Origin of the sequence: Cryobacterium sp. HLT2-28 (assembly GCF_004402495.1) — a bacterium.
Classification (GTDB): domain Bacteria; phylum Actinomycetota; class Actinomycetes; order Actinomycetales; family Microbacteriaceae; genus Cryobacterium; species Cryobacterium mannosilyticum.
In genome coordinates this window covers 24,887-49,615 of sequence record NZ_SOFH01000008.1, presented here as the reverse complement: position 1 = coordinate 49,615, position 24,729 = coordinate 24,887, and the positions used below count along the sequence as shown (strand labels likewise).

At 68.0% G+C, this 24,729-nt stretch carries 25 protein-coding genes, 1 tRNA gene and 1 other RNA gene; 12 read left to right on the top strand and 15 right to left on the bottom strand.

The annotated features are described in order from the left end of the window. Nucleotides 1-10: 10 nt before the first annotated feature. Nucleotides 11-1,348 carry a glutamine synthetase family protein gene (locus E3O48_RS03310; RefSeq protein WP_134506403.1) on the bottom strand — a complete coding sequence of 446 codons (1,338 nt, stop codon included), beginning with the start codon at nt 1,346-1,348 and terminating at the stop codon, nt 11-13. A gap of 101 nt (nt 1,349-1,449) precedes the next feature. Between E3O48_RS03310 and panB the strand changes: the two genes are divergently transcribed. Further along, nucleotides 1,450-2,322, top strand: coding sequence for a 3-methyl-2-oxobutanoate hydroxymethyltransferase (panB, locus tag E3O48_RS03305; protein ID WP_134537316.1), 873 nt, complete (start codon nt 1,450-1,452; stop codon nt 2,320-2,322). 3 nt (nt 2,323-2,325) lie between these two features. Here the strand turns inward: panB and E3O48_RS03300 are convergent, their stop codons facing one another. After that, nucleotides 2,326-2,514 carry an SPOR domain-containing protein gene (locus tag E3O48_RS03300; protein WP_134506399.1) on the bottom strand — a complete coding sequence of 63 codons (189 nt, stop codon included), beginning with the start codon at nt 2,512-2,514 and terminating at the stop codon, nt 2,326-2,328. Between the two features lie 12 nt (nt 2,515-2,526). Between E3O48_RS03300 and map the strand changes: the two genes are divergently transcribed. After that, nucleotides 2,527-3,393: a type I methionyl aminopeptidase gene (map, locus tag E3O48_RS03295; protein ID WP_134537315.1), complete on the top strand. Its 867-nt coding sequence runs from the start codon at nt 2,527-2,529 to the stop codon at nt 3,391-3,393. Between the two features lie 16 nt (nt 3,394-3,409). Continuing rightward, a complete protein-coding gene (gene ppgK, locus E3O48_RS03290) occupies nt 3,410-4,174 on the top strand; it encodes a polyphosphate--glucose phosphotransferase (RefSeq protein ID WP_134506395.1) in 765 nt (254 codons plus the stop codon). 63 nt (nt 4,175-4,237) lie between these two features. On the opposite strand, the gene rnpB is transcribed toward ppgK, so the two are convergent. The 6 genes from rnpB to E3O48_RS03260 all read right to left on the bottom strand — a co-directional run bounded on the left by rnpB (nt 4,238) and on the right by E3O48_RS03260 (nt 9,645). Further along, nucleotides 4,238-4,614: RNase P RNA component class A (gene rnpB / locus E3O48_RS03285), an RNA gene on the bottom strand. 35 nt (nt 4,615-4,649) lie between these two features. Next, nucleotides 4,650-5,387, bottom strand: coding sequence for a zinc ribbon domain-containing protein (locus E3O48_RS03280; protein WP_134537314.1), 738 nt, complete (start codon nt 5,385-5,387; stop codon nt 4,650-4,652). A gap of 70 nt (nt 5,388-5,457) precedes the next feature. Further along, complete coding sequence (locus E3O48_RS03275; RefSeq protein ID WP_134537313.1) at nt 5,458-6,279, bottom strand: Nif3-like dinuclear metal center hexameric protein; 822 nt, start codon at nt 6,277-6,279, stop codon at nt 5,458-5,460. Between the two features lie 509 nt (nt 6,280-6,788). Continuing rightward, complete coding sequence (locus tag E3O48_RS03270; RefSeq protein ID WP_134537312.1) at nt 6,789-7,292, bottom strand: DUF427 domain-containing protein; 504 nt, start codon at nt 7,290-7,292, stop codon at nt 6,789-6,791. After that, a complete protein-coding gene (locus tag E3O48_RS03265) occupies nt 7,289-7,969 on the bottom strand; it encodes a response regulator transcription factor (protein WP_134506387.1) in 681 nt (226 codons plus the stop codon). Before E3O48_RS03265 ends, E3O48_RS03270 begins: the two co-directional genes overlap by 4 nt. After that, on the bottom strand, nt 7,966-9,645 hold the full coding sequence (locus E3O48_RS03260) for a GAF domain-containing protein (RefSeq protein WP_166788603.1): 1,680 nt from the start codon (nt 9,643-9,645) through the stop codon (nt 7,966-7,968). The genes E3O48_RS03265 and E3O48_RS03260 overlap by 4 nt, the downstream gene beginning before the upstream one ends. A 133-nt stretch (nt 9,646-9,778) precedes the next feature. On the opposite strand from E3O48_RS03260, the gene E3O48_RS03255 reads away from it, so the two are divergent. Further along, nucleotides 9,779-10,648 carry a universal stress protein gene (locus E3O48_RS03255; RefSeq protein ID WP_166788602.1) on the top strand — a complete coding sequence of 290 codons (870 nt, stop codon included), beginning with the start codon at nt 9,779-9,781 and terminating at the stop codon, nt 10,646-10,648. After that, nucleotides 10,645-11,466, top strand: a complete 822-nt coding sequence (locus E3O48_RS03250) for a universal stress protein (protein WP_134537309.1) — start codon at nt 10,645-10,647, stop codon at nt 11,464-11,466. The genes E3O48_RS03255 and E3O48_RS03250 overlap by 4 nt, the downstream gene beginning before the upstream one ends. Before the next feature lie 14 nt (nt 11,467-11,480). Here E3O48_RS03250 and E3O48_RS03245 read toward each other — a convergent pair whose 3' ends face one another. The 6 genes from E3O48_RS03245 to E3O48_RS03220 all read right to left on the bottom strand — a co-directional run bounded on the left by E3O48_RS03245 (nt 11,481) and on the right by E3O48_RS03220 (nt 15,386). After that, a complete protein-coding gene (locus E3O48_RS03245) occupies nt 11,481-12,422 on the bottom strand; it encodes a universal stress protein (RefSeq protein ID WP_134537308.1) in 942 nt (313 codons plus the stop codon). Between the two features lie 113 nt (nt 12,423-12,535). Next, entirely contained in the window at nt 12,536-12,874 is a 339-nt protein-coding gene (locus tag E3O48_RS03240) for a hypothetical protein (RefSeq protein ID WP_134506377.1), read from the bottom strand. Nucleotides 12,875-13,048: 174 nt separating this feature from the next. Beyond that, nucleotides 13,049-13,765, bottom strand: a complete 717-nt coding sequence (locus tag E3O48_RS03235; protein ID WP_134537307.1) for a GAF and ANTAR domain-containing protein — start codon at nt 13,763-13,765, stop codon at nt 13,049-13,051. 26 nt (nt 13,766-13,791) lie between these two features. Beyond that, on the bottom strand, nt 13,792-14,499 hold the full coding sequence (locus E3O48_RS03230) for a GAF and ANTAR domain-containing protein (RefSeq protein ID WP_134537407.1): 708 nt from the start codon (nt 14,497-14,499) through the stop codon (nt 13,792-13,794). 255 nt (nt 14,500-14,754) lie between these two features. Further along, a tRNA-Val gene (locus E3O48_RS03225) sits at nt 14,755-14,827 on the bottom strand. Between the two features lie 91 nt (nt 14,828-14,918). Then, the gene (locus tag E3O48_RS03220; RefSeq protein WP_134506371.1) at nt 14,919-15,386 is read right to left on the bottom strand and encodes a peroxiredoxin; all 468 of its coding nucleotides are present in this window, start codon (nt 15,384-15,386) and stop codon (nt 14,919-14,921) included. A gap of 241 nt (nt 15,387-15,627) precedes the next feature. On the opposite strand from E3O48_RS03220, the gene aceE reads away from it, so the two are divergent. The 6 genes from aceE to E3O48_RS03190 all read left to right on the top strand — a co-directional run bounded on the left by aceE (nt 15,628) and on the right by E3O48_RS03190 (nt 23,245). Next, entirely contained in the window at nt 15,628-18,354 is a 2,727-nt protein-coding gene (gene aceE / locus E3O48_RS03215) for a pyruvate dehydrogenase (acetyl-transferring), homodimeric type (protein WP_134506369.1), read from the top strand. A gap of 6 nt (nt 18,355-18,360) precedes the next feature. Continuing rightward, nucleotides 18,361-19,566 (top strand): CdaR family transcriptional regulator, encoded by a 1,206-nt coding sequence (locus E3O48_RS03210; RefSeq protein WP_134506367.1) that lies wholly within the window; start codon nt 18,361-18,363, stop codon nt 19,564-19,566. Between the two features lie 97 nt (nt 19,567-19,663). Next, on the top strand, nt 19,664-20,590 hold the full coding sequence (locus tag E3O48_RS03205; protein ID WP_134506365.1) for an ACP S-malonyltransferase: 927 nt from the start codon (nt 19,664-19,666) through the stop codon (nt 20,588-20,590). A 12-nt stretch (nt 20,591-20,602) separates the two neighbouring features. Then, nucleotides 20,603-21,607, top strand: coding sequence for a beta-ketoacyl-ACP synthase III (locus E3O48_RS03200; protein ID WP_134537306.1), 1,005 nt, complete (start codon nt 20,603-20,605; stop codon nt 21,605-21,607). 63 nt (nt 21,608-21,670) lie between these two features. After that, the gene (locus tag E3O48_RS03195) at nt 21,671-21,919 is read left to right on the top strand and encodes an acyl carrier protein (protein WP_134506361.1); all 249 of its coding nucleotides are present in this window, start codon (nt 21,671-21,673) and stop codon (nt 21,917-21,919) included. A gap of 90 nt (nt 21,920-22,009) precedes the next feature. Further along, a complete protein-coding gene (locus E3O48_RS03190; protein ID WP_134506359.1) occupies nt 22,010-23,245 on the top strand; it encodes a beta-ketoacyl synthase in 1,236 nt (411 codons plus the stop codon). A gap of 146 nt (nt 23,246-23,391) precedes the next feature. Here the strand turns inward: E3O48_RS03190 and E3O48_RS03185 are convergent, their stop codons facing one another. After that, the gene (locus E3O48_RS03185) at nt 23,392-23,922 is read right to left on the bottom strand and encodes a DUF3145 domain-containing protein (protein WP_134506357.1); all 531 of its coding nucleotides are present in this window, start codon (nt 23,920-23,922) and stop codon (nt 23,392-23,394) included. A gap of 221 nt (nt 23,923-24,143) precedes the next feature. On the opposite strand from E3O48_RS03185, the gene E3O48_RS03180 reads away from it, so the two are divergent. Further along, nucleotides 24,144-24,713, top strand: a complete 570-nt coding sequence (locus E3O48_RS03180; protein WP_166788601.1) for a PadR family transcriptional regulator — start codon at nt 24,144-24,146, stop codon at nt 24,711-24,713. Nucleotides 24,714-24,729 lie beyond the last annotated feature (16 nt).

Genomic DNA, 24,729 nt, shown 5'->3' with positions numbered 1-24,729 from the left:
TCGGCGCGGGTCAGAGCATCTCCAGGTTCTTGTCGAGCTCGAACGGAGTCACCTGGGAACGGTATTCCTTCCACTCCTGGCGTTTGTTGAGCAGCACGTAGTTGAAGACGTGCTCGCCGAGGGTTTCCGCGACCAGCTCGGATTCCTCCATGAACTGGATGGCGTGGTCGAGGCTCGCGGGAAGCTGGCGGTAGCCGAGCGCCCGGCGCTCGGTGTCGCTGAGTCCCCAGACGTTGTCCTCCGCCTCCGGCGGCAACTCGTAGCCTTCCTCGATCCCCTTGAGCCCTGCGGCCAGCATGAGGGAGTAGGCAAGGTACGGATTCGCGGCGGAGTCGATCGCGCGGTACTCGATCCGGGAACTCTGGCCCTTGTTCGGCTTGTAGAGCGGTACCCGGATCAGTGCGGAGCGGTTGTTGTGTCCCCAGCAGACGAAGCTGGGCGCTTCGTCACCGCCCCAGAGCCGTTTGTAGGAGTTGACGAACTGGTTCGTCACGGCCGTGATCTCCGGCGCGTGCTTGAGCAGGCCTGCGATGAACTGCCGGCCGGTCTTCGACAGCTGGTACTGGGCACCCGCCTCGTAGAACGCGTTGGTGTCGCCCTCGAAGAGGGAAAGGTGGGTGTGCATTCCGGAGCCGGGCTGGTCGGACATCGGTTTGGGCATGAAGGTCGCATACACGCCCTGCTCGATCGCGACCTCTTTGATCACGGTGCGGAAGGTCATGATGTTGTCCGCGGTGGTCAGGGCGTCCGCGTAGCGGAGGTCGATCTCGTTCTGCCCCGGGCCGGCCTCGTGGTGGCTGAATTCCACCGAGATGCCGAGGTCCTCGAGCATCCGGACCGATCGGCGCCGGAAGTCGTGCGCCGTGCCGCCGGGCACGTTGTCGAAGTAGCCGGCGGAGTCGACCGGGGTGGGCCCGTTCTTGCCGTACTTGGACGACTTGAGCAGGTAGAACTCGATTTCGGGGTGTGTGTAAAACGTGAATCCGCGTTCGGCCGCCTTCGCCAGGGTGCGCTTGAGCACGTTGCGCGGGTCGGCGACGGCGGGCTGGCCGTCCGGCGTGGTGATGTCGCAGAACATCCGGGCCGTCGGGTCGACCTCCCCGCGCCAGGGCAGGATCTGGAACGTGGTCGGGTCAGGGTGAGCCAGCACATCGGCCTCGAAGGAGCGGGTGAGTCCCTCGATCGCGGACCCGTCGAATCCGAGCCCCTCCGCGAAAGCTCCCTCGACCTCCGCCGGCGCGATGGCGACCGATTTCAGTGTGCCGACGACGTCGGTGAACCACAGCCGAATGAACTTGATGCCCCGTTCCTCGATGGTCCGAAGAACGAAATCGCGCTGCTTGTCCATTCACGCCCCTTCTTGTTGCTCCCTAGGTTACTGGCTGGCGTCGCATCCGGGGTGAAACGGGCCGCCGACCGCCCGAATGCCGCTCTGACTACACTTGAGGCATGCCAGAGCCGACCTCGTCCGACGTGCCAGCAGCCGTCACCACGCAGAACCCGTTTGTCCCGGCGCCAGCCGGACCCAAACGGGTGCGAACCAGGCACTTCCACAACGCCAAGCAACAGGGCATCCCGATTACCGGCCTGACCAGCTACGACATGCTCACGGCGCAGATCTTCGACGCGGCCGGGATCGACTTCCTCCTGGTCGGCGACTCCGCGGGCAACAACGTGTTCGGCTACGAGACAACCCTCCCGGTGACCGTCGACGAACTCATCCCGCTCACCCGCGCCGTGGCCCGCGCCGTCACCCGCGCCCTCGTCGTCGCGGACATGCCGTTCGGCTCATACGAGACCGGCCAGACCGAAGCGCTGCACACGGCCGTCCGGTTCATGAAAGAGGCCCAGGCCCACGCCGTGAAGCTGGAAGGCGGGGTTCGCAGCTACAAGCAGATCAAGCGCATCGTGTCCAGCGGCATCCCGGTGATGGGGCACGTCGGTTTCACTCCGCAGAGCGAGCACGGCCTGGGCGGGCACATCATCCAGGGGCGTGGGGACGACGCCGAGCGCCTGATCGAGGACGCCCTGGCCGTGCAGGAGGCCGGGGCCTTCGCCGTGGTCCTCGAGATGGTTCCGGCGACCGTTGCCGCGCAGGTCACCGCGCGGCTGGAGATCCCGACCATCGGTGTCGGTGCCGGCCCGGACGTCGACGGCCAGCTTCTGGTCTGGACCGACTTCGCCGGGATGACCGACGGCCGGGTGCCGAGGTTCGTGCGCCAGTACGCGAACGTGCGCAGCGTGCTGACGGATGCCGTGCACCGGTTCAAGGACGACGTCCAGACCGGCGCGTACCCGGGCCCTGAGCACAGCTACGAATAGGCGTCAGCGCCCTTCGGCCGCATCGTCGGCGGCCCACTTGGCGCTGTTCGCCCGCAGTTTCTCCAGCGCGTGCGACGCCTCCTCCCGGGTCGCGAACGGGCCGACCCGGTCGACGGACGGGGACTCGAAACCCTGTTCGACCGCGCCGGTGCGCATGTTGTACCAGAACTGCTCTCGCTCATCTTCGGACATAAGCTTGATCCTATGCCTAAGGATTCCATCGGTCACCTGCTCCCCGGAACGGTGTCCCCGACCCGTCCCGTTCCCCGCCACATCACCCGCCCGGAATACGTCGGGAAGGAATCACCGGCCCGATTCACCGGGTCGGACGTCTACTCCGCGGAGAAGATCGAACTCATCCGCGAGTCCGGCCGGATCGCGGCCCGGGCGATTGAAGCGGTCGGGCAGGCGATCCGTCCCGGCGTCACCACCGAACAGCTCGACGCGGTCGGCCACGACTTCCTCGTCGCCCACGACGCCTACCCGTCGACCCTGGGCTACCGCGGGTACCCGAAGTCGCTGTGCAGTTCAGTCAACGAGGTGATCTGCCACGGCATCCCCGACACGACCGTGCTGGAGGAGGGCGACCTCGTCAACATCGACATCACCGCCTTCAAGAACGGCGTGCACGGGGACACGAACGTGACGTTCATCGTCGGCCAGGCCAGCGAAGAGGTCACCCTGCTCGTCGAACGCACTCGCGAGGCCCTCGCGCGCGGCATCAAGGCCGTAGCCCCCGGACGCCAGGTCAATGTGATCGGCCGCACCATCGAGTCCTACGCCAAGCGCTTCGATTACGGCGTCGTGCGCGATTTCACGGGACACGGCGTCGGCGAGGCCTTCCACTCCGGGTTGATCATCCCGCACTACGACTCCGCGCCCGTCTATGACACCGTGATGGAGGTCGGCATGGTCTTCACGATCGAACCGATGCTCACCCTGGGTTCGCCCGATTGGGACATGTGGGCCGACGACTGGACCGTCACCACCAAGGACAAGAGCATCACCGCGCAATTCGAGCACACCCTCGTCGTCACCGAGACCGGTGCCGAGATCCTGACGCTTCCCTAACCGGTAGGTTCTAACCATGAGTTCAACCACGGCAATCGGCATCGACATCGGCGGCACCGGAATCAAGGGTGCGGTGGTCGACCTGTCGACCGGCACGCTCCTCTCCGATCGGGTGAAGCTGCCCACGCCGAAGGGCGGTCGTCCGGCCGACATCGTCGACACGGTCAAGGACCTGCTGAAGACCGTCTCCGACAAGGCCGCGGCCCCCGACCTCCCCGTCGGGATCTGCTTCCCCGCCATCGTCAAGAACGGCCACACCATGTCGGCGGCGAACGTCTCCGACAAGTGGATCGGCCTCGCCGCGGAGAAGCTGTTCGAGAAGGGACTCGGCCACCCCATCCACTTCGTCAACGACGCGGATGCCGCCGGTTACGCCGAGTCTCAATTCGGCGCCGCCAAGGGCGTCCCCGGGGTCGTCATCCTGACCACTCTCGGGACAGGCGTCGGAACCGCTCTGCTCAACGACGGCATCCTGGTGCCGAACACGGAGCTCGGACACCTGCAGATCGACGGCGTCGACTATGAGACCAGGGCGGCGTACTCCGCCAAGGAGCGGGAAGACCTGAGCTGGGAGAAGTGGGCCGGCCGCCTGCAGAAGTACTATTCGACCCTCGAGGCTCTCTTCTCCCCCGACCTCTTCATCGTCGGCGGCGGCGTATCCAAGCACCACCAGCAGTTCCTGCCACTGCTGAACCTGAAGACACCGATCATCCCCGCGGTCCACCGGAACAACGCCGGCATCCTCGGCGCGGCCGCTCTCGCCGTCAAGAACCGCGCCTGACGCTGAGGCCGTGGCTCCGCCGCTGACGGACTTGCCTGGTCCCTGCAGACCGGGCCAAGTAGGGGAATGGGCCGGCTGATACGCCGGGTTCTGTCCCGGTGCGCGAAGCACCATGGACGGTCATCTATCTGGGGACTACGTTGCCGCAGCCCTCTAGCGGTCTACCCGGAAACTCGGCGAGCCGCCTTGACGTTTCCTGTCTGACCTTGCTCCGGACGAGGTTTACCAAGCCGACCAGGTCACCCTGGCCTCTGGTGGTCTCTTACACCACCGTTTCACCCTTACCTCCGGCCGAAGCCGGTGGCGGTCTACTTTCTGTGGCACTGTCTCGCGGGTTGCCCCGGGTGGGTGTTACCCACCGCCCTGCTCTGTGGAGCCCGGACGTTCCTCGCCATCCGTTGCCCTGCGGCACCGGATGTCGCGACCGTCTTGCCGACCCATTCCGAGAGTCAATCCTACAGGGGCGGACGGCGACTCAGATCCCGGACTCCTCCGTGCGCACGAGGATCGCGCCGCAGTCCGGGCAGAACAGGACCTCGTCCGCCGGCGAGGAGCGGACGGCATCCAGGTCGCTGCCGGTCAGGGTCATCGTGCAACCGCTGCAGGTGCGGGCTCGCAACAGGGCCGCCGCGTTGCCGCGCCCCGACACGAACCGCTTCTCGTAGAGCGCCGCCAGCTCGTCGGTGATGCTGCCGGCGATGGCCGCACGGTCCCGGCGCAACTCACCGAGCTGACGGTTCAGGTCGGCGAGGCTCAGGTCCCGAGCCTGCTCGGCTTCGGCGACCCGGGCGGCGATCGCGTCGCGATCAGCCTCCACCTCAGCGACGGCGGCCTCCGCCTCCTCGAGCCGTTCCATGACGGCGATCTCGATCTCCTCGAGCGCCAAGAGACGTTTGCGGAGCGCGGTGAGCTCGGTCTCGAGCGCCTGCACGTCCTTGACCGAGGAGGTGTGCTGAACCCGGTCGGCGTCCCGTGCGATCCGCTTCTCGACCACGTCGACATCCGACTCGATCCGTCGCAGCTCGATTCGGATGTCTTCCACGGCGCCGCTGCGGGTGCCGAGAGTCATCCGTGTCTTGTCCGCGGTGACGGCGAGTTCCTTGAGCTCGGCGTGCTGAGGAAGCGCCTTCGTCTGGTGCTCGACCTGCTGCAGCCTGATGTCGAGGGCCTGAAGCCGGAGAAGCTCCTTCTGTTCTGCTGGAGATGCCTTCACTTGTGTCCTGACCTTCGGGGTATTGGGCTTGCAGTATTGAGTTGGAACGGAATGGTGAGTTCTGGGCAGGTTACTGCACGATGACGAAGTCCCACGGATCGGTGCGCAGGTCGCTGACGGTCACGCGGACTCCGGGCAGCTTCGCCCGGAGGGCATCGGCTGCGGTGTCCAGCCACAGCCATTCGCTGGCCCAGTGTGACACGTCCATCAGTGCCGGCGTGTTTCCGTTGAGGAGGGCCTGTTCGCGAGCCTCGGACGCCGGGTGGTGCCGCAGGTCCGCGGTGATGTAGACATCGCTTCCGACCACGCCCGGGGTGCCGAGGAGCGAGTCCCCGGCGCCGCCGCACACGGACACGGTCTCCACCGTGCTGCCGTAGTCGCCGGACACCCGCACGCCCGAGGCGGTGGCGGGCAGCAGATCAGCGACCCGGCGAGCCAGCCCGCCCAGCGTGGTCGGGTGTTCCAGCCGTCCCACGCGTCCGATGCCCGTTCCAGGCGTCGACCCTTCTGTGATCGGCCGGCTGTCGACGAGGCCGAGGCGGCGGGCCAGGATGTCCGAAACACCGTCGGCGACGACGTCCGCGTTGGTGTGCGCGGCGAGCAGCGCACAATCCGCCCGGATCAGACGTCTGAGGAGTGCTCCCTTGTACCGGTCGGCGGCAACGGACGTGACCCCGCGGAGGAGCAAGGGGTGGTGAACCAGGAGCAGGTCGGCACCGGATTCGATGGCCTCGTCGACCGTGATCGCCACGGCGTCGACCGCGAGGTGGATGGCGTCGACGCCGCGCGCCGGATCACCGCTGGCCAGGCCGGGCGCGTCCCAGCCTTCTGCCCCGGCCAGAGGCCACAATTCGTGGACGGTGCGGGTGACTGCGGCGAGCGAGAATGACACGTCGCCAGCCTACCGTCGGCCGAGCTCAGCCGCCTTCCGGCTGAGCCGCCCGATGCGCGGCCGGGCGGGAGGTCGGCGTCTCAACGCGGCGGCCACCAGCGGCGAAGCCCCCGGCGCAGCGCACCCTGGATCACGGTCTCCTCCGGTTCAACCCGTGCACTGGCTCGCGGCGGCGGGACCCCGACCGCCACATCGTCGGCGTCGTCCGGCAGGTCCTCGTCCACGCCGGCCGGGAGCACGGGATGAGATCCCGTTGCGGGCGGTCCGGCAGTCGAGGTCTCCCCCGATGCACCGCTGGGACGACCAGCGGCAGCCAGGGAAGGCTGGGCAGGGCCGGGCTGTCCAGGGCCGGTCGGATCCGGGCCTGCGGCGTCAGGGCCGGGAGGTGCGAGGGGATCCTGCCCCGGCGAGGCGAACTCGGGCATGGCCGCATTGTATCGAAGAATGCTCAGGTCTGTTCGGCGGATTGAGCGCCGGGCGCCGCGGCCGGCAGTTCCCCGTCAGGGAGCTCACCAGCCGAGCGTGCCAGGCGCACCTTTGAACGGACCGGCCACCCGAGAGGTGATCCAGCCGCCGTAGAAGTCCCCGGGTTGCGCTTGCACGACCTCACCGTCTACGGTGCACGAGTCCATCCGGCCCGGGTACACGGCCACCCGGTCGGCGAGTTCCTCATAGCCGCCCCACGGCGACGGGTAGGTCCAGGCCGCGGCCTCCTCGCGCCGGCCGGGCGCGATCACGGTCAGGTAGGCAGCCTGGCCCTTGTGCTCGCAGATCGACCGCCCGTCGGCGGGCACCAGGCTGCCCGGGCGGAACGCCGTTCGCGGCAGGTAGTAGACCGGCGGGTGGCTGGTTTCGAGAACCCGCACCGCGTCGTACGTGTCCGCGATGACGGTGCCGCCCAGCAGGACCACCACCTGCTCGGTGCTCCGCTCGATGCGGGGCGGACGCGGGTAGTCCCAGACCGACTCCTGCCCGGGGCCGGGAACGACCGGCACAATACGCTCTGGTTTCATTCGGCCAGCGTACCGGGACCGACTGACCGATTCCGGACCGTGGCGGCCGGTTCGTGGTGGTGCAGTTCGGCGCCGAAGACGGCGGCCTGGGTGCGCCGCTGCATCCCGAGTTTTCCGAGCAGCCCGGAGACGTAGTTCTTGACCGTCTTCTCCGCGAGGTCGAGGTGTTCGCCGATCTGGCGGTTGGTCAGGCCCCGCGAGATGAGTTCGAGGACCTGGCGTTCCCTGGCGGTGAGGGTTGCCGCCGGTTCGGCCCGATCGGTCCCGAGCGCGGTGACCACGTGCGCGGCAACCTTCCGGGTGACCAGGGTCTCGCCCAGGGCGACCCGCCGGATGCTCTCGATCAGCCGCTGGCCACGGATGTCCTTGAGCACGTAGCCGGACGCCCCGGCCAGAACCGCGGCGTAGGTGGCCTCGTCATCGTCGAATGCCGTGAAGATCAGGCACTGCACCGTTGGGTTCTTCGACCTGATCGCACGGCAGACGTCGATCCCGCTGCCGTCGGGCAGGCGCACGTCGAGAACGGCAACGTCCGGCAGCGTCGCGGCGACCCGCGCCACCGCCTGCCTGGCCGTCGACGCCTCCCCCACGACCTCGAGATCGGCTTCCGCGTTGATCAGATCGGCGACGCCTCGGCGCACGACCTCGTGGTCGTCGACCAGGAAGACGCGGATCATTGTGCCTGCCCTTCCCGTTCGGCGGTGAGTTGCCCGCTCCATCGAAGCAGGCTTCCGCCCGTGTCGACGGCGGTCAGGGACAGCGCACCCTGCCAGTTCCGGGCACGCGCCGCCAGATTGGCCAGGCCGCTTGACCTGTCGGCCCCGAGGGGCCCGACCCCGTCATCAAGAATGTCGACCGTGATGGTGTCGCCGGCAACCCCGACGGACACCGTTGACTCGCTGGCCTCGGCGTGACGGAGCACATTGGTCAGCCCCTCACGGAGGACCGCCACGAGGTCGTCGGCCAGCGCGTCGGGGGTGAGCAGGTCGATCGGGCCGGAGAAGGTGATCCGCGGCGGGTTCTCGAAGAGCGGGCCGAGTTCGGCGAGCAGGTCGAGGATCCGGTGCCGAACCGACGGCCGGTCGGGGTGGATCTGGGCCGAGAGGGCGAAGACGGCCGTCCGGATCTCGGAGACGGCGGCATCGAGCGCCGTGACCTGGTCGAGGATCCGATTCCTGAGGTCCGGCTCGACAACCGTGCCGGCAATGGCCTGCAGACCCAGCCCGGCAGCGAACAGCCTCTGGATCACCTGGTCGTGCAGATCCCGTGCTATCCGGCTGCGGTCCTCGAGTACGGCCAGCCGCTGCCGCACCGCCCGGCCTCTGGCCAGTTCGAGTGCGACACCGGCCTGCGCGACGAAGTCGGTTGCCATCTCCAGCTCGCTGGGCGAGAAGCCGGGTCGCCCCGCCCGGCGCGACGCCGTCAGCACCCCGTCGGGCCGACCGCTCGTCCGCAGCGGAATCACCATGGCCGGTCCGATCAGGATCGCCCCGTCCGGATGCCCGGCCGCGCCGGAGGTCAGGAAGGGCTGGCCGCTTTCCAGCGACCGCCCGCACACCGCAGCGGATGCCGGGAAGACGAGACCGCGGACCTGGTCGGCGAGCACGCCTCGTGCGGTGTCGACCAGGAGTGTCTCGGAGCTTCCGGGCACGACGACGCAGACGAGGTCGGCATCCGCGATCGCCGCCAGCCGATCGGCGAGCAGCGCCCGCGGGTCGTCGGCCCGTTCCGATAACAGCGCCGCGCTGATCTCCGCGGTGCCGGCCGACCACCGCTGGTGTCGCTGGGTCTCCTCGAACAGGCGTGCGTTCTCGATCGCGATCCCGGCGGTGGCGGCAAGTGCGCTGAGCAGCTCCTCGTCCTCGCCGCTGAAGGCGCCCGCCGCCGGTTCGGTCAGATACAGGTTCCCGAAGACCGTTCCGCGAACCCGCACCGGAACACCCAGGAAACCGTCCATCGGCGGATGTCCCTCCGGGAAGCCGACCGACCGGTCGTCGTCTCCGAGCCTGGCCAGACGGATCGGCTGCGGGTCATCGATCAAAGCCCCGAGCAGACCCCGGCCGACCGGCAGGTGTCCGATCCGTTCGGCCAGACCATCCGGCATGCCGACGTGGAGGAACTGCTCGAGCCCGCCGTTCGACCCGATCACGCCGAGGGCGCCGTAGCGCGCCCCCACGAGTTCGACCGCGACGTCGACGATGCGGCGCAGCACGGCGGAGAGGTCCAGTTGCTCGACCACGGACTGGCTGGCCTGGAGCAGGCTGCGCAGGCGCACCTCCGGCTCGGTTGCCGCGGCCAGGAGGGGAAGCCGGTCGGTGACGGTGCTGAGCATGCGTTCAGGGGGCATGGCCATGGTCCGCCTCTCGGTCTCTTGCACGGATTCTACTCGCGTGGGACGTTCGGCCCTTTCCCCACCGGGTTCACCCTGCGAACCTTGGTGAGACCGAGGAATGGTGCGGTTTTCCAGGATGGAACGGAGTCCGGTCATGGTCGAAAGAGTGGTCGTTGCCATCGACGGGGGCCCGGCCAGCACGGCCGCCCTCGACTGGGCCCTCGAACGGGCGAAGGGCCAGCCCGTGAACCTCGAACTGACGACCGTCGTCGAACTGGGTTGGGCCCCGGCGGGCAGGCCCGACGACGACTTCCAGCCGGTCTATGAACGGGCTCTCGCCGACGCGACCCGGCGGGTCGAGCATGAGGCCCCCAACGTCAAGAAGACGAGCTACGTGCGACGCGGCGTGCCGGCCGATGAATTGGTCAGGGCCTCGGAATCCGCTGATCTGCTGGTCATCGGCACGAACAAGACAGGGGTCCTGGCCGGCGCCGTCTATGGAACCCTGCCCTTGCGCCTTGCCGCACACTCGCGTTGCCCGGTGGTCGTCGTGCCCGCCACCTGGAAGCCGAAGGCCGGGAGCATCGTTGCCGGATTCGCGGACGATGCCACAGCCGCGGGAGCGCTCGCCTTCGCGGCCGGCGAGGCGGTGCGACGGGGACGGGTGCTCGACGTCGTGCACGCCTGGTCGATTCCGGCCACCATTGCGGTCGAATACGGGGCGGTCATCCCGTTCGCCGAGCTCAGGGAGGCTCACTCCGCCATCCTTGCCGAGGCCGCCGGGCGCGTGCGCGCCGCCCACCCCGGGCTGGAGGTCAGGGATGTTCTCGAACAGGGTCCCGCGGCCATGGTCCTCGTCGGCGCTTCCGGGGAGGCCGAACTGGTCGTGGTCGGCACGCACGGCCGTGGCGCGGTCGGCAGTCTCTTCCTCGGTTCGGTCAGCCACGACGTGCTGCTCAACCTCAAGTGCCCCGTGGCGGTGATCCCGCGACCTGACCGCGTGCCGGACCCGGTGGAGCCGTGACAACCTATATCGGAGCTGACGGATCCGGCCCGAGTCGCGCAGCAATCCGCTGGGCACTCGCCCGCGCGGCCGGAGAGAGCAGCCCGGTCGTCCTCGTCCACGTCGTTGACGATGAATGGGGACTGCTCGGAGCGGGCTATGCCGCCGAGGCCGAGCGGCGGGGCCGGGAACTGCTGGATGTCGAACTGGCCGAGGCGGGGCGCCGGTATCCGGGAGTGGACGTGGGTGCAAGGATCGTGCACGGCAGCCCGGCGTGGACCCTGGCCGGCCTGCCGTCCTCCGACGATCTCCTGGTTGTCGGAACCCACAAGACCGGTTTTCTGCACGGGCGCGTGCTCGGCTCCCGGAGTGTTCAGGTGGCTGCAGCCGCCCGCTGCTCGGTTGCGGTCGCACCCGACACCACCTTCGACACCAGGCGGGGGGTCGTTGTCGGCATCGACCGCTTCGACGGGTCCGCCGCCGCCGTCGTTCGCGGGGCGCGCGAGGCCGCCCGTCTGGGCCAGGACCTGCTGCTGGTGCACGCCTTGCCGGTGAGCCATGTGCACCCGTCCATTGATCTGGCGGGCAGCACGGGTGCGGCCCAACGGCTCCTCGCTGACGCCGCCGACCGCGCCACACAGGCCGCCCCGCTGATCACGGTTCGACGCCGGTTGGTGCACCGGGAACCAGCGGAGGCTCTCCTCGACGCCGGGAACGGCGCATCGCTCCTGATCCTCGGAGTCTCCCACCCCCACGCGGTGACCCAGTCGGTCGTCGGTTCGGTCACCCACGACGTGCTGATGAATATCACGGTGCCCGTGCTCATCGCCCGAGCCTGACGCGACCGGTACATTCAGGACGATTCGGCCTCACCCGGTCCGGCCTCGCTCGATTCGGCCTCACCCAGTCCGGCCTCGCTCGATTCTGACCTGCTCGATTCTGACCCGCTCAGCGCGGGCCTGATCACCGCCACCGGGCAGGGCATCGTGAGGACGATCACCTGACTGACCGAGCCGAGCCAGAAGCGCTGCAGGCCGTGCCTTCCGTGGCTGCCGACGACCAGCAGCCTGGCACCGGCCGCGACCCTGGCCAATGTTTCTGGGGGAAGTCCGACCTCAAGGCGGAGGTCGAGGTCGAGGTCCGGATACTGCGTGGCCAGCCCGGCAACGGCCTCGGCCAGCACGAGGCGGTCGGAGTCGTCCGGCTCCATCGGCCAATCGATCAGCGCGGTTTCCGCCGTCCATGGGGTCGGCGCGCTCCAGCAATAGACGGCGGTCAACGGCTCATCGTGTCGGTCGGCCTCCTCGGCGGCGAACCGCACGGCCGCCAGCGAGGTGTCAGACCCGTCCACCCCCACTACGACGCCGCGACCCGGCGACTCCGCGCGGTCCGGGACCACCACCACCGATCCGGGCGCGCGAGCGGCGATCTGGGCGGCGCGAGTGCTGAACACGTAGTCACGGAACCGGCCGAGGGCGTGGGAGCCGACAACGAGGAGTTCCGCGCCCGCGGCCCTCTTCGCCAGCGCCGCGGTCGGGGACCCGACCAGCACTGTGGAGTGGATGTCGAGGTTCGGTTCCAGGCGGACCGCTTCGGCCAGTTCCCTGGCGAGTTCTGTCTCGGCCTGGGCCCGGGCAGTGCCACGGAAGCCGGCCGGGATGTCTCCCCAGGTTTCGTCGACCACATGCACGAGATCGACCTCGAACCGGCGTGGCGCAGCGTACCCGAGGGCCCACCGCATGGCGCCCTCGTCCGTCGGCCGTCCGCTCAGCCCAACCACAATCCGCTTGTTCATCAGGTGCTCCTCCGCTGCCCGGCAACGCCACCATCGTCGCCGCCCAGGTCAGAGACGGATAGAGGCCAAGGTCCCGGCAACGAAACGGGCTCGTTCGAGGGAGAGGATGACGATCAGTAGTCGAACTCGTCGAACTGAGGAGAGTCGAGACCGTCGCCCGTCCAGCCGACCAGCGCCGTATCCGCGCCGACGAGCGCTCGGCGGCGCAGGTCCTCGGACGTCCCTGACTCGATGAGTTCGCGAAGGATCGGCTCGCTCGTCACACTCACCAGTTGGCTGGACGCCCCGATCAGGAACCGGGCCCGGGCCGGCAGGCCCGAATCGGTGAGCACGGGGATGTCGACCACGTCAACCTGGCTCCGACCGCTCAGCGACTCGGCGTATTCCATCACCGCGTCAGCAAGATCGCTGCCCGTGACGACTGAACCCCCCGGGTGAAAAATGCGTTTCATGGTCGTCCCTCCGAAGCTCACCAAATGGCGGTGCTGCCGGGGTCTGGGGCGCGCTTTCAGTATAAAGCGATCCCTGCCGGCGAGCGAGTGTTTCAGGGGCAAGTCACGAGGACCAGTCACCTCGCGCCGGCCACCCGGGAATCGGCCACCCGGGAATCGGGCACCCGGGCGGGCTCAGAGGGACAGCCTGCGATTGACGACCCTTTCGGCCACCTCGACGAGGGGCAGGCCCTTGTTCCGGGCGTAGGACCTCAGCACGTCGAAGGCCTCCTCCATGTTCGAGTTGCGGGTGTACGCCACGACGCCCTTGGCCTGTTCGATCAGTACCCGGCTGTTGAGCGCATGCTGCAACTGCGCCCGCACGACGCCGCTCTCGCGCAGGGCCCGCTCCTGCAGGATGCCGATCGTGGCCGTGTCCGCGAGGGCCTGGACGGTGAGGAGATCGTCCGCTCCCAGGCCACCGAGGCGGTCCCAGAAGAGGTTGAGTGAGCCGATCGTCGTCTGACGCAGGCGGAGGGGAACGGAATGCATCGATTTGAAGCCCAATTCGAGCGCCCCGGCACGGAACCTGGGCCATTGGGGTGCCACGACGTCGAGGTCGGGGATCGCAACGGGCCTGCCCGTCGTGTAGCACTCTACGCACGGTCCGTTCCCGGCCCGAAGCTGGAGGATTTCGACGAGGCGGCTACGCTCGTTGGTCGAGGCGACAACCTCGAGTTCGTCGTTTTCGCCGGCGGAGAGGATGATGCCGACGGCGGACGCCTCGAACAAGAGGGCGCACTTGTCGACGAGCGTGTGCAACAGGTCGACGATGTCGTAGCCGACGACGAGTGTGTCCGCCAAAGTGACGAAGGTCTCAACCAACTGACCTTCACGTGTCTTGGTCACCATGAACCCATTCTAAGAAGGACGTCGCACTAGGAGCCGTCGTATTCTGCCGGAAAAGTGATCTTCCGTGCCACTACATCAGTTGCAACGTCACGCACCGTCCTACCGTGAGAAAAAGCATAGCCGCGAAGCACGAGCAATGCATCCGCCGCCGGGAGGTCAAGTTGCGCCAACAGCATCCCGGTTGCCTGGTGCACCACCCGCCGCGAATACCCCTCTTCCTCGATCACACCGGGCACTTCCGGACGAGCCGGCAACGCTCGCCGGAGGACCTGGCGTGCGACCAGGTCCACGAGCACAGTCGCGTCGTCGATCTGCGACGTTGACAGGCTGCCGGGCCGGGTGGAGTAGAGGTCTACCGCGCCGATGTTGAGCGAGCCGATGAACATGGGGAAGGCGAAGAGACCGCCGACATCCGTTGTCGCGATGGCCCGGGCGAAAATCGGCCAGGAACCCGACGTATGCCGGATGTCGGCGCTGAGTACCGGCCGCCGGGTCGTCAGGGCCTCCCAGCACGGACCCTCGCCGAGGTCGAACTGGAACTCGTCGATCTGAGCGGCCCGGTCGTCGCTCGCGCAGACGGTTTCGGTCCCGAAAGGAGCGCCGAGGGTCGAAATCGCAGCGCCCGTGATCGGGAGGGCACGGAGGAACGGCCGGCAGAGATCGGGGTTGCCCTCCGCCGCCTCGGAAAGCTCCAGGGCGGCCGCGGCAAAGGCTCGACGGTCAGAGGACGCCATCACGCCCCCGCCCCGGCGTCGACCTGACGACGCGCGTGGAGGATCCAGGCTGGGAGCCAGGGAAACATGGGCCGTCACGACCTCTCAGCTCCTCAATGGAGCGAATGGCTTCCGTACTGGCTGGGAGCGACGCGAATCGCCGCACTCCTCACATCGTATCGCGGCACTCAGCGCCAGTGAACGTGGTGCTGCCGGACATTCGATCATGAGCCCCGTTCCGCCCGGCGAACGGGGCGGAGATTCGGCGTCCAGGGGTGGGCCCTACCGGGCTCGAACCGATGACATCCACGGTGTAAACGTGGCGCTCTACCAACTGAGCTAAAGGCCCCTGCGCTTCGACCCTGATGGGTCGCTCACCACTATACAGATTCAGCGCACGGATGCCGCGTGCCGGTTCCAGGACGGGCCCTACCCGACTGTCAGGCGGGCTGTAGTTCCTCGATCGCGGCCCAATACGCCCCCAGGGAACGGGGCTCGCCCGGGGCGGTGATGAAGCTCGCCCGGATGATGCCCTGTCGATCGACGAGGAACGTCGCCCGATTGGCGAACCCCTTGTCCTCGAGGAACACCCCGTATTCCTTGGCGACGGCACCGTGCGGCCAGAAATCAGCGAGGAGGTTGAACGTGTACTTCTCCTGCTCGCCCCAGGCGCGCAGGGTGTGCTTCGAGTCGACCGAGATGCCGATCACTTCCACCGCGCTATCGGCGAAGAGCCCGATGTTGTCGCGCAGCTCGCACAACTCACCGCTGCAGATTCCGGAGAAGGCCAGCGGGAAGAAGACCAGCGCCACCGACTTCTCTCCCCGGAACTGGCTGAGCTGGATGCGCTGCCCGAACTGGTTGACCAGTTCGAAGTCGGGTGCCTGCGTGTCGTTTTCCAAAGCCATGGAGCGCTTCCTTTCCCTCGCCCACCGGTGAAGTGGAGCGCAGCGACACAGCCTAGCCCCGCCGGTTGTGGGAACCAAGAATGCCTCCTTGCACCCCGCGAAGAGCCCGCAGAGCGGCGTGCGCGGACCACAGCCGGAATCTGTAGGCTTGCGAAGTGCCATTGGTCCCACCCGACCGCAATCCGGCACGCCTAATTCGGCAGAACAGAACAACGGTCTGCCCAGGACAGAGAGGTCGATTGTGACTGTCAACGACCAGGACCCGTACTCGGTGAACAGCACGGATGCGGACCCGCAGGAGACCGCGGAGTGGTCTGAATCGCTGGATTCGCTTGTCGCCGCGCAGGGACACCAGCGCGGCCGGGAGATCATGCTGAGCCTGCTCAAGCGGTCCAAGGAACTGCACTTGGGCGTGCCCATGGTGCCGACAACCGACTACATCAACACGATCGCCGCCGGGAACGAACCGGACTTCCCGGGCGACGAGGACATCGAGCGCCGCTATCGTGCCTGGATCCGCTGGAACGCCGCGGTCCTCGTCCACCGCGCCCAGCGCCCCGGCATCTCCGTCGGCGGCCACATTTCGACCTACGCGTCCTCCGCCGCCCTGTACGAGGTCGGTTTCAACCACTTCTTCCGCGGCCAGGACCACCCGGGCGGCGGCGACCAGGTCTTCATCCAGGGCCACGCCTCCCCCGGCACCTACGCCAGGGCATTCCTCGAGGGCCGCCTCTCCCACGACCAGCTCGACGGCTTCCGCCAGGAGAAGTCCCACGGCCCGAACGGCATCTCCTCCTACCCGCACCCTCGCCTGATGCCCGAATTCTGGCAGTTCCCGACCGTGTCGATGGGCCTCGGGCCGATCAACGCGATCTACCAGGCGCAGACCAACCGGTACCTGACCAACCGCGGTATCAAGGACGCCAGTGACCAGCAGGTCTGGGCGTTCCTCGGCGACGGCGAGATGGACGAGGTCGAAAGCCGCGGCCAGCTCCAGGTTGCCGCGAACGAGGGTCTCGACAACCTCAACTTCATCATCAACTGCAACCTGCAGCGCCTCGACGGACCCGTGCGCGGCAACGGCAAGATCATCCAGGAACTGGAGAGCTTCTTCCGCGGCGCCGGCTGGAATGTCATCAAGGTGGTCTGGGGCCGCGAGTGGGACGACCTGCTCACGCGCGACGTCGACGGCGCCCTGCTGAACCTGATGAACGTCACCCCGGACGGCGACTACCAGACGTACAAGGCCGAGAGTGGCGCGTACGTCCGCGAGCACTTCTTCGGTCGCGACCCGCGCGCGCTCAAGCTCGTCGAGGGCTACACCGACGACGAACTCTGGAACCTCAAGCGCGGCGGCCACGACTACCGCAAGGTGTACGCGGCGTTCAAGGCGGCATCCGAACACAAGGGCCAGCCCACCGTCATCCTGGCGAAGACCGTCAAGGGCTACGCGCTCGGCCCGAGCTTCGAGGGCCGGAACGCGACCCACCAGATGAAGAAGTTCACCCTCGACAACCTGAAGACCTTCCGCGACAGCACCCGCATCCCGATCACGGATGCCCAGCTCGAGGAGAACCCGTACCTTCCGCCGTACTACCGGCCGGACGACAACGACGAGGCGATCCAGTATCTGCACGAGCGCCGCCGCGCGCTCGGCGGCTACCTGCCGGAACGCCGCAGCAAGTACACCCAGATCAACCTTCCGGGCGACGCCACCTACGCGCCGACCAAGAAGGGCTCCGGCACGCAGGAGATCGCGACCACGATGGCCTTCGTCCGGCTGCTCAAGGAGCTTCTCCGGGCGAAGGACTTCGGCAACCGGATCGTGCCGATCATCCCCGACGAGGCCCGCACCTTCGGCATCGACGCATTCTTCCCGAACGCGAAGATCTACAACCCGAACGGCCAGCAGTACACCTCGGTCGACCACGCCCAGCTGCTCGCCTACAAGGAGAGCCCGCAGGGCCAGATCCTGCACGTGGGCATCAACGAGGCGGGCGCCATGGCAGCCTTCACCAACGTGGGAACCTCCTACGCCACCCAGGGTGAGCCGCTGATCCCGATCTACGTGTTCTACTCGATGTTCGGCTTCCAGCGCACGGGCGATGCCATGTGGGCGGCGGGTGACCAGATGGCCCGCGGGTTCATGATCGGTGCGACCGCCGGCCGCACCACCCTCACCGGCGAAGGTCTCCAGCACGCCGACGGCCACTCTCCCCTGCTGGCCTCGACCAATCCCGCGGTCGTGTCCTACGACCCGGCCTACGGCTACGAGATCGGGCACATCGTGCGGTCCGGCCTCGAGCGCATGTACGGCGGGCAGCACCCCGACCCGAACGTCATGTACTACGTCACGGTGTACAACGAGCCGGCCGTGCAGCCGGCCGAGCCGGAAGAGGTGGACGTGGACGGTATCGTCCGCGGCATCCACCGCATCAACCACTCGCCGATCACCGGGCCCAAGGCCCAGCTCCTCGCCTCCGGCGTGGCGGTGCCGTGGGCACTCGAGGCGCAGGCGCTGCTCGCCGCCGACTGGGGTGTGTCGGCCGACGTCTGGTCGGTGACGTCCTGGGCGGAACTCCGCCGAGACGGCATCGCCGCGGAGGAGCACAACTTCCTCTACCCCGATGAGACGCCCCGTACCCCGTACGTCACGGAGAAGCTCGCCGGCGCAGCCGGACCGTTCGTCGCCGTGACCGACTTCATGCACGCCGTACCCGACCAGATCCGCCAGTTCGTGCCCGGCGACTTCGCAACGCTCGGTGCGGACGGGTTCGGATTCTCCGACACCCGGCCGGCCGCGAGGCGCTTCTTCAAGATCGACGGACCGTCCATGGTCGTTCGCACCCTCGAACTGCTCTCCCGCCGCGGAGAGGTGGACCGCAGTCTCGTCGGCCAGGCGATCGCGAAGTACCGTCTGTACGATGTGACCGCGGGCACCACCGGCTCGGCCGGGGGCGAGAGCTAAGGCCCCGTGGCACCCGCTCCGAAGACAAAGGAACAGACGCTCAGCTGGTTGCGCACGATTTCCGGCGAGCTGTCCACGGCGACCCTGAAACGGCTCGAGGACACGCTGCCCTGGTACGGCGACATGCCGCCGGGGCGGCGGTCCGCCGTCGGGCTGGTCGCCCAGGCAGGCATCACGTCGTTCATCTCCTGGTTCGACGACCCGCGGTCCACACCATGGATCGCGGCGGATGTCTTCGGCGCGGCCCCCCGGGAACTCCTCCGCTCGATCAGCCTTCAGCAGACACTGCAGCTGATCCGGGTCACCGTCGAGGTGGTCGAGGAACGGGTGAAGGACGGCAGCGAACTCCTCCGGGAGGCCATTCTGCTGTACTCCCGGGAGATCGCATTCGGGGCCGCGGATGTCTACGCCAGGGCCGCGGAGGCGCGCGGCCTCTGGGACGTGCGCCTCGAGGCCCTCGTCGTCGACTCGATCCTCAGCGGCGAGTACGACGACGAACTGCCCAGCCGCATCGCCGCGCTCGGTTGGCACGGTCACGGCGAGGTGTGCGTCCTCGTCGGCACGACGCCGAAGATGCTCGACGTGGACCAGCTGCGGCGTTCGGCCAGGCACATGGCCGCGGACGTGCTGATCGGGGTGCAGGGCAACCGGCTGGTCCTGGTCATCGGCCGGGCCCACCCGAAACCGACCGAAGCCGAGGAGGCCATCGGCACGGCATCCGCCCTGAGCTTCATGGAGATCGCCGTTCAGCTGGAACCGAGCTTCGGCGCCGGGCACCTGGTGCTCGGCCACGAGGTTCCCAACCTCGTCGACGCGTCGAAGAGCGCCAAGGCAGCGCTGGCCGGGTTCGCCGTCGCCCGCTCCTGGCGGAACGCCCCGCGCCCCGTGCAGGCCGACGATCTCCTGCCAGAACGAGCCCTGGCCGGCGACCCCCTCGCCCGGGCGACGCTGATCCACCGCATCTACCGCCCGCTCCAGGCGCACTCCACCGAACTGCTGACCACCCTCTGGTGCTACCTCGACAACGGCCGGTCGCTCGAGGCGACGGCCCGAGAACTCTTCGTGCATCCCAACACCGTGCGCTACCGGCTCAAGCGGGTGTCCGAGGTGATCGGCTACGACGCCACCGGGGCGCGGGAGGCCCTTATCCTCCAAGCGGCCCTGATTATCGGGTCGATCAGCGATCACGACGGTTCCACCCGACGCCGGTGACCGAGACGTCCGATCTGGTGATTATCAACAAACGTTTCGCGAATACTTGGTGCGCACTCGACACCCGTCCAGGAAATGAGCTTGGGAGACTGGTCACATGATTGTTGTCGTCTGCCCCGGCCAGGGCTCGCAAACCCCCGGATTCCTCGAGCCGTGGCTCCGCGACGCAGGCTTCGCCGCCGGTCTGGACGAGATCTCGGATGCCTGTGGGATCGACCTCGTCCGGCACGGCACGATCAGCGACGCCGACACGATCCGCGACACGAAGATCGCGCAGCCCCTGATCGTCGCGGCGGGACTGCTGACCCTCGATGCCCTCCTCGCCGGTGGACGCCGCGGCCAGATCGCCGGTATTGCCGGTCACTCCGTCGGTGAGATCACGGCCGCCGCCGGAGCCGGCATCCTGAGCCCCGCCGAGGCGGTCGGCTTCGTGCGCGACCGTGGCAGCGCCATGGCCCGGGCGGCGTCCATCGAGCCGTCGGGGATGAGCGCCGTGATCGGCGCCGACGAGACGGAGCTGTTGGCCCGCCTCGACGAACTCGGGCTCGAACCGGCGAATTTCAACGGAGGCGGCCAGATCGTCGTGGCCGGCTCGCCCGACGCCCTCGCTGCCCTCGCCGCTTCCCCTCCGGCCCGAGCCAGGGTCATCCCGCTCCAGGTTGCGGGGGCCTTCCACACCCGGTACATGCAGCCTGCGGTCGAGCAACTCGCCCAGGTCGCTGCCGGGCTGACCCCCCACGACCCCACTCTGCCGATCTGGTCGAACCGGGACGGAAGCCTCGTCTCCAGCGGGGCCGGCTTCGTCGAGCTGCTGGTGGCCCAGGTCTCTTCGCCGGTACGGTGGGACCTGTGCATGGCGTCCTTTGCCGCTGCGGGAGTGACCGGCATCATCGAGGTCGCACCGGCGGGAGCCCTCGTCGGCCTTGCCAAGCGTGCGCTCAAGGGCGTGCCCAGCGTCGCGATCAAGACGCCGGACGATCTGTCCGCAGCGTTCGACCTGATCGACCAGCAGAACCAAGCCTGACCGAAAGAGATCATGACCAAGCCAACACTCCAGCAGTCGCACGGTCCCCAGTACACCCGTATTCTCTCCGTCGGCGCCGCCCGCGGCGACCTGTCGGTTCCCAATGCTGACCTCATCGGGCCGATCGATTCCTCTGACGAGTGGATCCAGCAGCGCACCGGGATCATCAGCCGTACCCGGGCCGGCCAGGACATCCAGGCCGTCGACCTGGCCACGGATGCAGCCCGGGAGGCCATCGAGAAGTCGGGCATCGACCCGAAGCTGATCGACGCCGTCATCGTGGCGACCATCAGCAACGGCCGCCAGACGCCGTCGATGGCCGCCGTTCTGGCCGACCGGGTCGGCGCGAACCCGGCCGCCGCCTACGACGTGAACGCCGCCTGCGCCGGCTACACCTACGCGATCGCCCAGGCCGACGCCCTGATCCGCACCGGCGTGGCGCACTACGCCCTCGTCGTCGGCGCTGAGAAGCTGTCTGATCTGGTCGACCCGACCGACCGCAGCATCTCGTTCCTGCTCGGCGACGGCGCCGGCGCCGTCGTCATCGGCCCGAGTGACTACCCGGGGATCTCCAGCACGGTCTGGGGTTCGGACGGGTCGAAAGCCGACGCGATCACCATGAACAGCACCCTGCAGGAGTACCGCAGGGGCGAGACCGAGTGGCCGACTCTCCGCCAGGAAGGCCAGACCGTCTTCCGCTGGGCCGTGTGGGACATGGCCAAGGTCGCCAAGAAGGCCCTCGAGGCCGCCGGAATCGAGAGCGACCAGCTCGCCGCGTTCATCCCGCACCAGGCCAACATGCGCATCATCGACGAATTCGCCAAGCAGCTGAAGCTCCCGGCGTCCGTCGTGATCGCCCGGGACGTGGCCACCACCGGCAACACCTCCTCGGCGTCGATCCCGCTGGCCACCCACCGGCTGCTCCAGGAGCACCCGGAACTGAGCGGCGGCCTCGCCCTCCAGATCGGCTTCGGAGCCGGCCTGGTCTTCGGCGCGCAGGTCGTCGTCCTCCCGTAGATCCCCCGCAAGACCTCTAAACTGAATCTCGGTCATACGAGAGACACCCCCAAGGAGAAAAAAATGGCATTGTCCACCGAAGAAGTTCTTGCCGGCCTGGCCGAGCTCATTAATGACGAGACGGGCATCGCTGCCGACACGGTCGAGCTGGGGAAGTCGTTCACCGACGACCTGGACATCGACTCGATCTCGATGATGACCATCGTCGTCAACGCGGAAGAGAAGTTCGACGTGAAGATCCCCGACGAAGAGGTCAAGAACCTCAAGACCGTCGGCGACGCCGTCGACTTCATCGTCAAGGCACAGGACTAACCCCACCAAGGAACAGGCCGGCCGGCAGCTGCCGTCCGGCCTGATCTGTGGGTCAGGCCCACCGTTTCCACGCTGATAGAGAGTCTCGTCATGACCAAAAAGATCGTTATCACCGGCATCGGGGCGACCTCCCCGCTCGGCGGCACGGCCGCCGAAAGCTGGGCGGCCCTGCTCAACGGCGAATCCGGTGCCAGCACGCTGGACCATGAATGGGTGGAGCGCACCCAGCTTCCCGTGACGTTCGCGGCCCAGGCGAAGGTCCCCTCCAGCGAGGTGCTCGCCCGCCACGAGACCAAACGCCTTGACCCCTCCAGCCAGTTCGCCCTGATCGCCGGGCGCGAGGCATGGGCGGATGCCGGCTCCCCCGAGGCAGACCCCGAACGACTTGCCGTCGACTGGGCCACCGGAATCGGCGGGGTCTGGACCCTCCTCGACGCCTGGGACACGCTGCGCGAGCGCGGCCCCCGCCGCGTCCTCCCGATGACCGTCCCCATGCTCATGCCGAACGGCCCCGGAGCGGCGATCGGGATGGACCTGCACGCCCGCGCCGGCATCACCACTGTCGTGTCCGCGTGCGCCTCGAGCACTGAATCACTCGTCAACGCCTACAACCGGCTTCAGGCCGGGCTCGCCGACATCGTCATCGCCGGCGGGTCCGAGGCCGCGATCCACCCGCTGCCGATTGCGTCCTTCGCCGCCATGCAGGCGCTGTCCAAGCGCAACGACGACCCGGCGACCGCGTCCCGCCCCTACGACATCACCCGGGACGGCTTCGTGCTGGGCGAGGGCGCCGCCGCGCTCGTCGTCGAGACCGAGGAGCACGCCAAGGCACGTGGGGCACGCATCTACGCCGAGCTCGTCGGCGGCGCCGTCACCAGCGACGCGTACCACATCACCGCCCCCGACCCCGAGGGCTCGGCGGCCGCCCGCGCCATGATCACGGCCATCCACAACGCCGGGGCCTCCTTGTCGGATGTCTCGCACATCAACGCGCACGCCACCAGCACCCCGGTCGGCGACATCGCCGAATACAACGCGCTGCGCCGCGTCTTCGGTGACCTGCTCGAGGGCATCCCCGTCTCGGCGACCAAGGCGTCCACCGGCCACCTGCTCGGCGGCGCCGGCGCGATCGAGGCGCTGTTCACCGTGCTCGCCCTCGCCGACCGCATCGCGCCGCCGACCATCAACCTGGCCAACCAGGACCCGAACATCCCCCTCGACGTGGTGACCACGCCGCGGGCGCTTCCGGCCGGGGATCTCCTCGCCATCAGCAACTCGTTCGGATTCGGCGGCCACAACGCCGTCGTCGGGTTCCGCTCGGTGTAGCCGCGCCGGCCCTGTGGCACAGAATGACCCCGACCGGGTTCCGGTCGGGGTCATTTCTTTGAGATCCCTCGTATTTCGCTCACGCGCCACCGGGAAGAGTCAACCGGTCAACGCGCCATGCGCCATCCTCGGGGAGTCGATGTCGTTCAGCCGACCTTGTGCAGCCAGACGACGGAGTTGAAATCGCTTGCGTGGCGGAACGGTTCGAGTTCGTCGTCCCAGGCCTGCCCGAGCGCCAGGCGGAGTTCCCGGTGCAGTTCGAGGGCGTTCGCCCCGGCGCGTTCCATGGCGCTGCGCACCCGGTCCTCCGGGATCACCACATTGCCGGCGGTATCCGTCTGGCTGAAGAAGATGCCCAGGTCGGGTGTGTGCAGCCAGCGCCCGCCATCGGTGCCGAGCCCGGCATCCTCGGTCACCTCGAAGCGCAGGTGTTCCCAGCCGCGCAGCGCCGAGGCCAGGGTCGCGCCGGTTCCCGGCTCGCCCTCCCAGTAGAACTCGGCCCGCTGGGCGCCCTTGAGTACCGGCTGGTCTGACCAGTCGAAGTTCACCGCCTCACCGAGCGCGCGACCGACCGCCCACTCGACGTGGGGGCTCAGCGCACGAGGCGATGAGTGCACAAAAAGTACTCCTCGCGCAGACGGTGCCTGGCGAGTCTGTGTTGCCGTTGTTGCCGCCATCGTTTCTTCTCCGTTCTGTGAGATGCGTCTTCCCCAACGACCTCTGAACGAAACACTGCTGAAACGATGCGCACTGCAGCGAAGCTGTGAACTTGTACGGCCCTTGGGCCGCTAGCGCAATTATGCCTCAGCCGACCGTGAAATCACAAGGATCTGCGCGGCGTTGCCTGATCGCCTTGGGCATACTCGGTATGGTTATCGAGGAATCTATCGGAGGCCCTGTGTCCGTTCGCACCACCCTGCTGGCGATCCTCACCATTGGACCGGCCTACGGTTTCCAATTGCACGGCGAACTGGAGTCGCGAACGGCCGGTCGCCGCGCGGTCAATGTCGGCCAGATCTACGGCACCCTCGAGCGGTTGGTCAAGCAGGGGGCCGTCGAGTCGGGAGGGGCGACAGCCGACGGCCTGCCGTTGTATCGCATCACGACCTCGGGCCGGGCGGAGGCGCTGGACTGGCTCATATCGGTCGAGAGCCCGCGCGGCGAGGAGTGGAACGATCTCGTCGACCGGGTGCTGCTCGCCTCCTCGCTCCCCCACGTCGACTCCCTCGCCCTGATCGGGCGCTACCGCGAGCATTGGCTCGCCAGCGCCGAGCCCTCCGGGAACCAGGCGTCCCCGATCGGACAGGAGCTGCTGGAGGCCGGTGCGCGCACCGCCCTCGCCTCCGCCGCGGTCGCCTGGCTGGACTCCGTCGGGGAGTCGCTGCTGGATCCGCGCGCCGCCACCTTCCAGCGCGGACTGAGCGCCGTGAGGCCGCGCCGCGGCCGGCGCCCCGTGCCCGTCGCCTGATCCCCTCGGCAGGTTC

Coding starts and splice junctions, on each gene's coding strand:
- E3O48_RS03310 (WP_134506403.1), bottom strand. CDS start 1,348: ATGGACAAGCAGCGCGATTTCGTTCTTCGGACCATCGAGGAACGGGGC.
- panB (WP_134537316.1), top strand. CDS start 1,450: ATGCCAGAGCCGACCTCGTCCGACGTGCCAGCAGCCGTCACCACGCAG.
- E3O48_RS03300 (WP_134506399.1), bottom strand. CDS start 2,514: ATGTCCGAAGATGAGCGAGAGCAGTTCTGGTACAACATGCGCACCGGC.
- map (WP_134537315.1), top strand. CDS start 2,527: ATGCCTAAGGATTCCATCGGTCACCTGCTCCCCGGAACGGTGTCCCCG.
- ppgK (WP_134506395.1), top strand. CDS start 3,410: ATGAGTTCAACCACGGCAATCGGCATCGACATCGGCGGCACCGGAATC.
- E3O48_RS03270 (WP_134537312.1), bottom strand. CDS start 7,292: ATGAAACCAGAGCGTATTGTGCCGGTCGTTCCCGGCCCCGGGCAGGAG.
- E3O48_RS03265 (WP_134506387.1), bottom strand. CDS start 7,969: ATGATCCGCGTCTTCCTGGTCGACGACCACGAGGTCGTGCGCCGAGGC.
- E3O48_RS03260 (WP_166788603.1), bottom strand. CDS start 9,645: ATGGCCATGCCCCCTGAACGCATGCTCAGCACCGTCACCGACCGGCTT.
- E3O48_RS03255 (WP_166788602.1), top strand. CDS start 9,779: ATGGTCGAAAGAGTGGTCGTTGCCATCGACGGGGGCCCGGCCAGCACG.
- E3O48_RS03245 (WP_134537308.1), bottom strand. CDS start 12,422: ATGAACAAGCGGATTGTGGTTGGGCTGAGCGGACGGCCGACGGACGAG.
- E3O48_RS03240 (WP_134506377.1), bottom strand. CDS start 12,874: ATGAAACGCATTTTTCACCCGGGGGGTTCAGTCGTCACGGGCAGCGAT.
- E3O48_RS03235 (WP_134537307.1), bottom strand. CDS start 13,765: ATGGTGACCAAGACACGTGAAGGTCAGTTGGTTGAGACCTTCGTCACT.
- E3O48_RS03230 (WP_134537407.1), bottom strand. CDS start 14,499: ATGGCGTCCTCTGACCGTCGAGCCTTTGCCGCGGCCGCCCTGGAGCTT.
- E3O48_RS03220 (WP_134506371.1), bottom strand. CDS start 15,386: ATGGCTTTGGAAAACGACACGCAGGCACCCGACTTCGAACTGGTCAAC.
- E3O48_RS03205 (WP_134506365.1), top strand. CDS start 19,664: ATGATTGTTGTCGTCTGCCCCGGCCAGGGCTCGCAAACCCCCGGATTC.
- E3O48_RS03200 (WP_134537306.1), top strand. CDS start 20,603: ATGACCAAGCCAACACTCCAGCAGTCGCACGGTCCCCAGTACACCCGT.
- E3O48_RS03195 (WP_134506361.1), top strand. CDS start 21,671: ATGGCATTGTCCACCGAAGAAGTTCTTGCCGGCCTGGCCGAGCTCATT.
- E3O48_RS03190 (WP_134506359.1), top strand. CDS start 22,010: ATGACCAAAAAGATCGTTATCACCGGCATCGGGGCGACCTCCCCGCTC.
- E3O48_RS03185 (WP_134506357.1), bottom strand. CDS start 23,922: ATGGCGGCAACAACGGCAACACAGACTCGCCAGGCACCGTCTGCGCGA.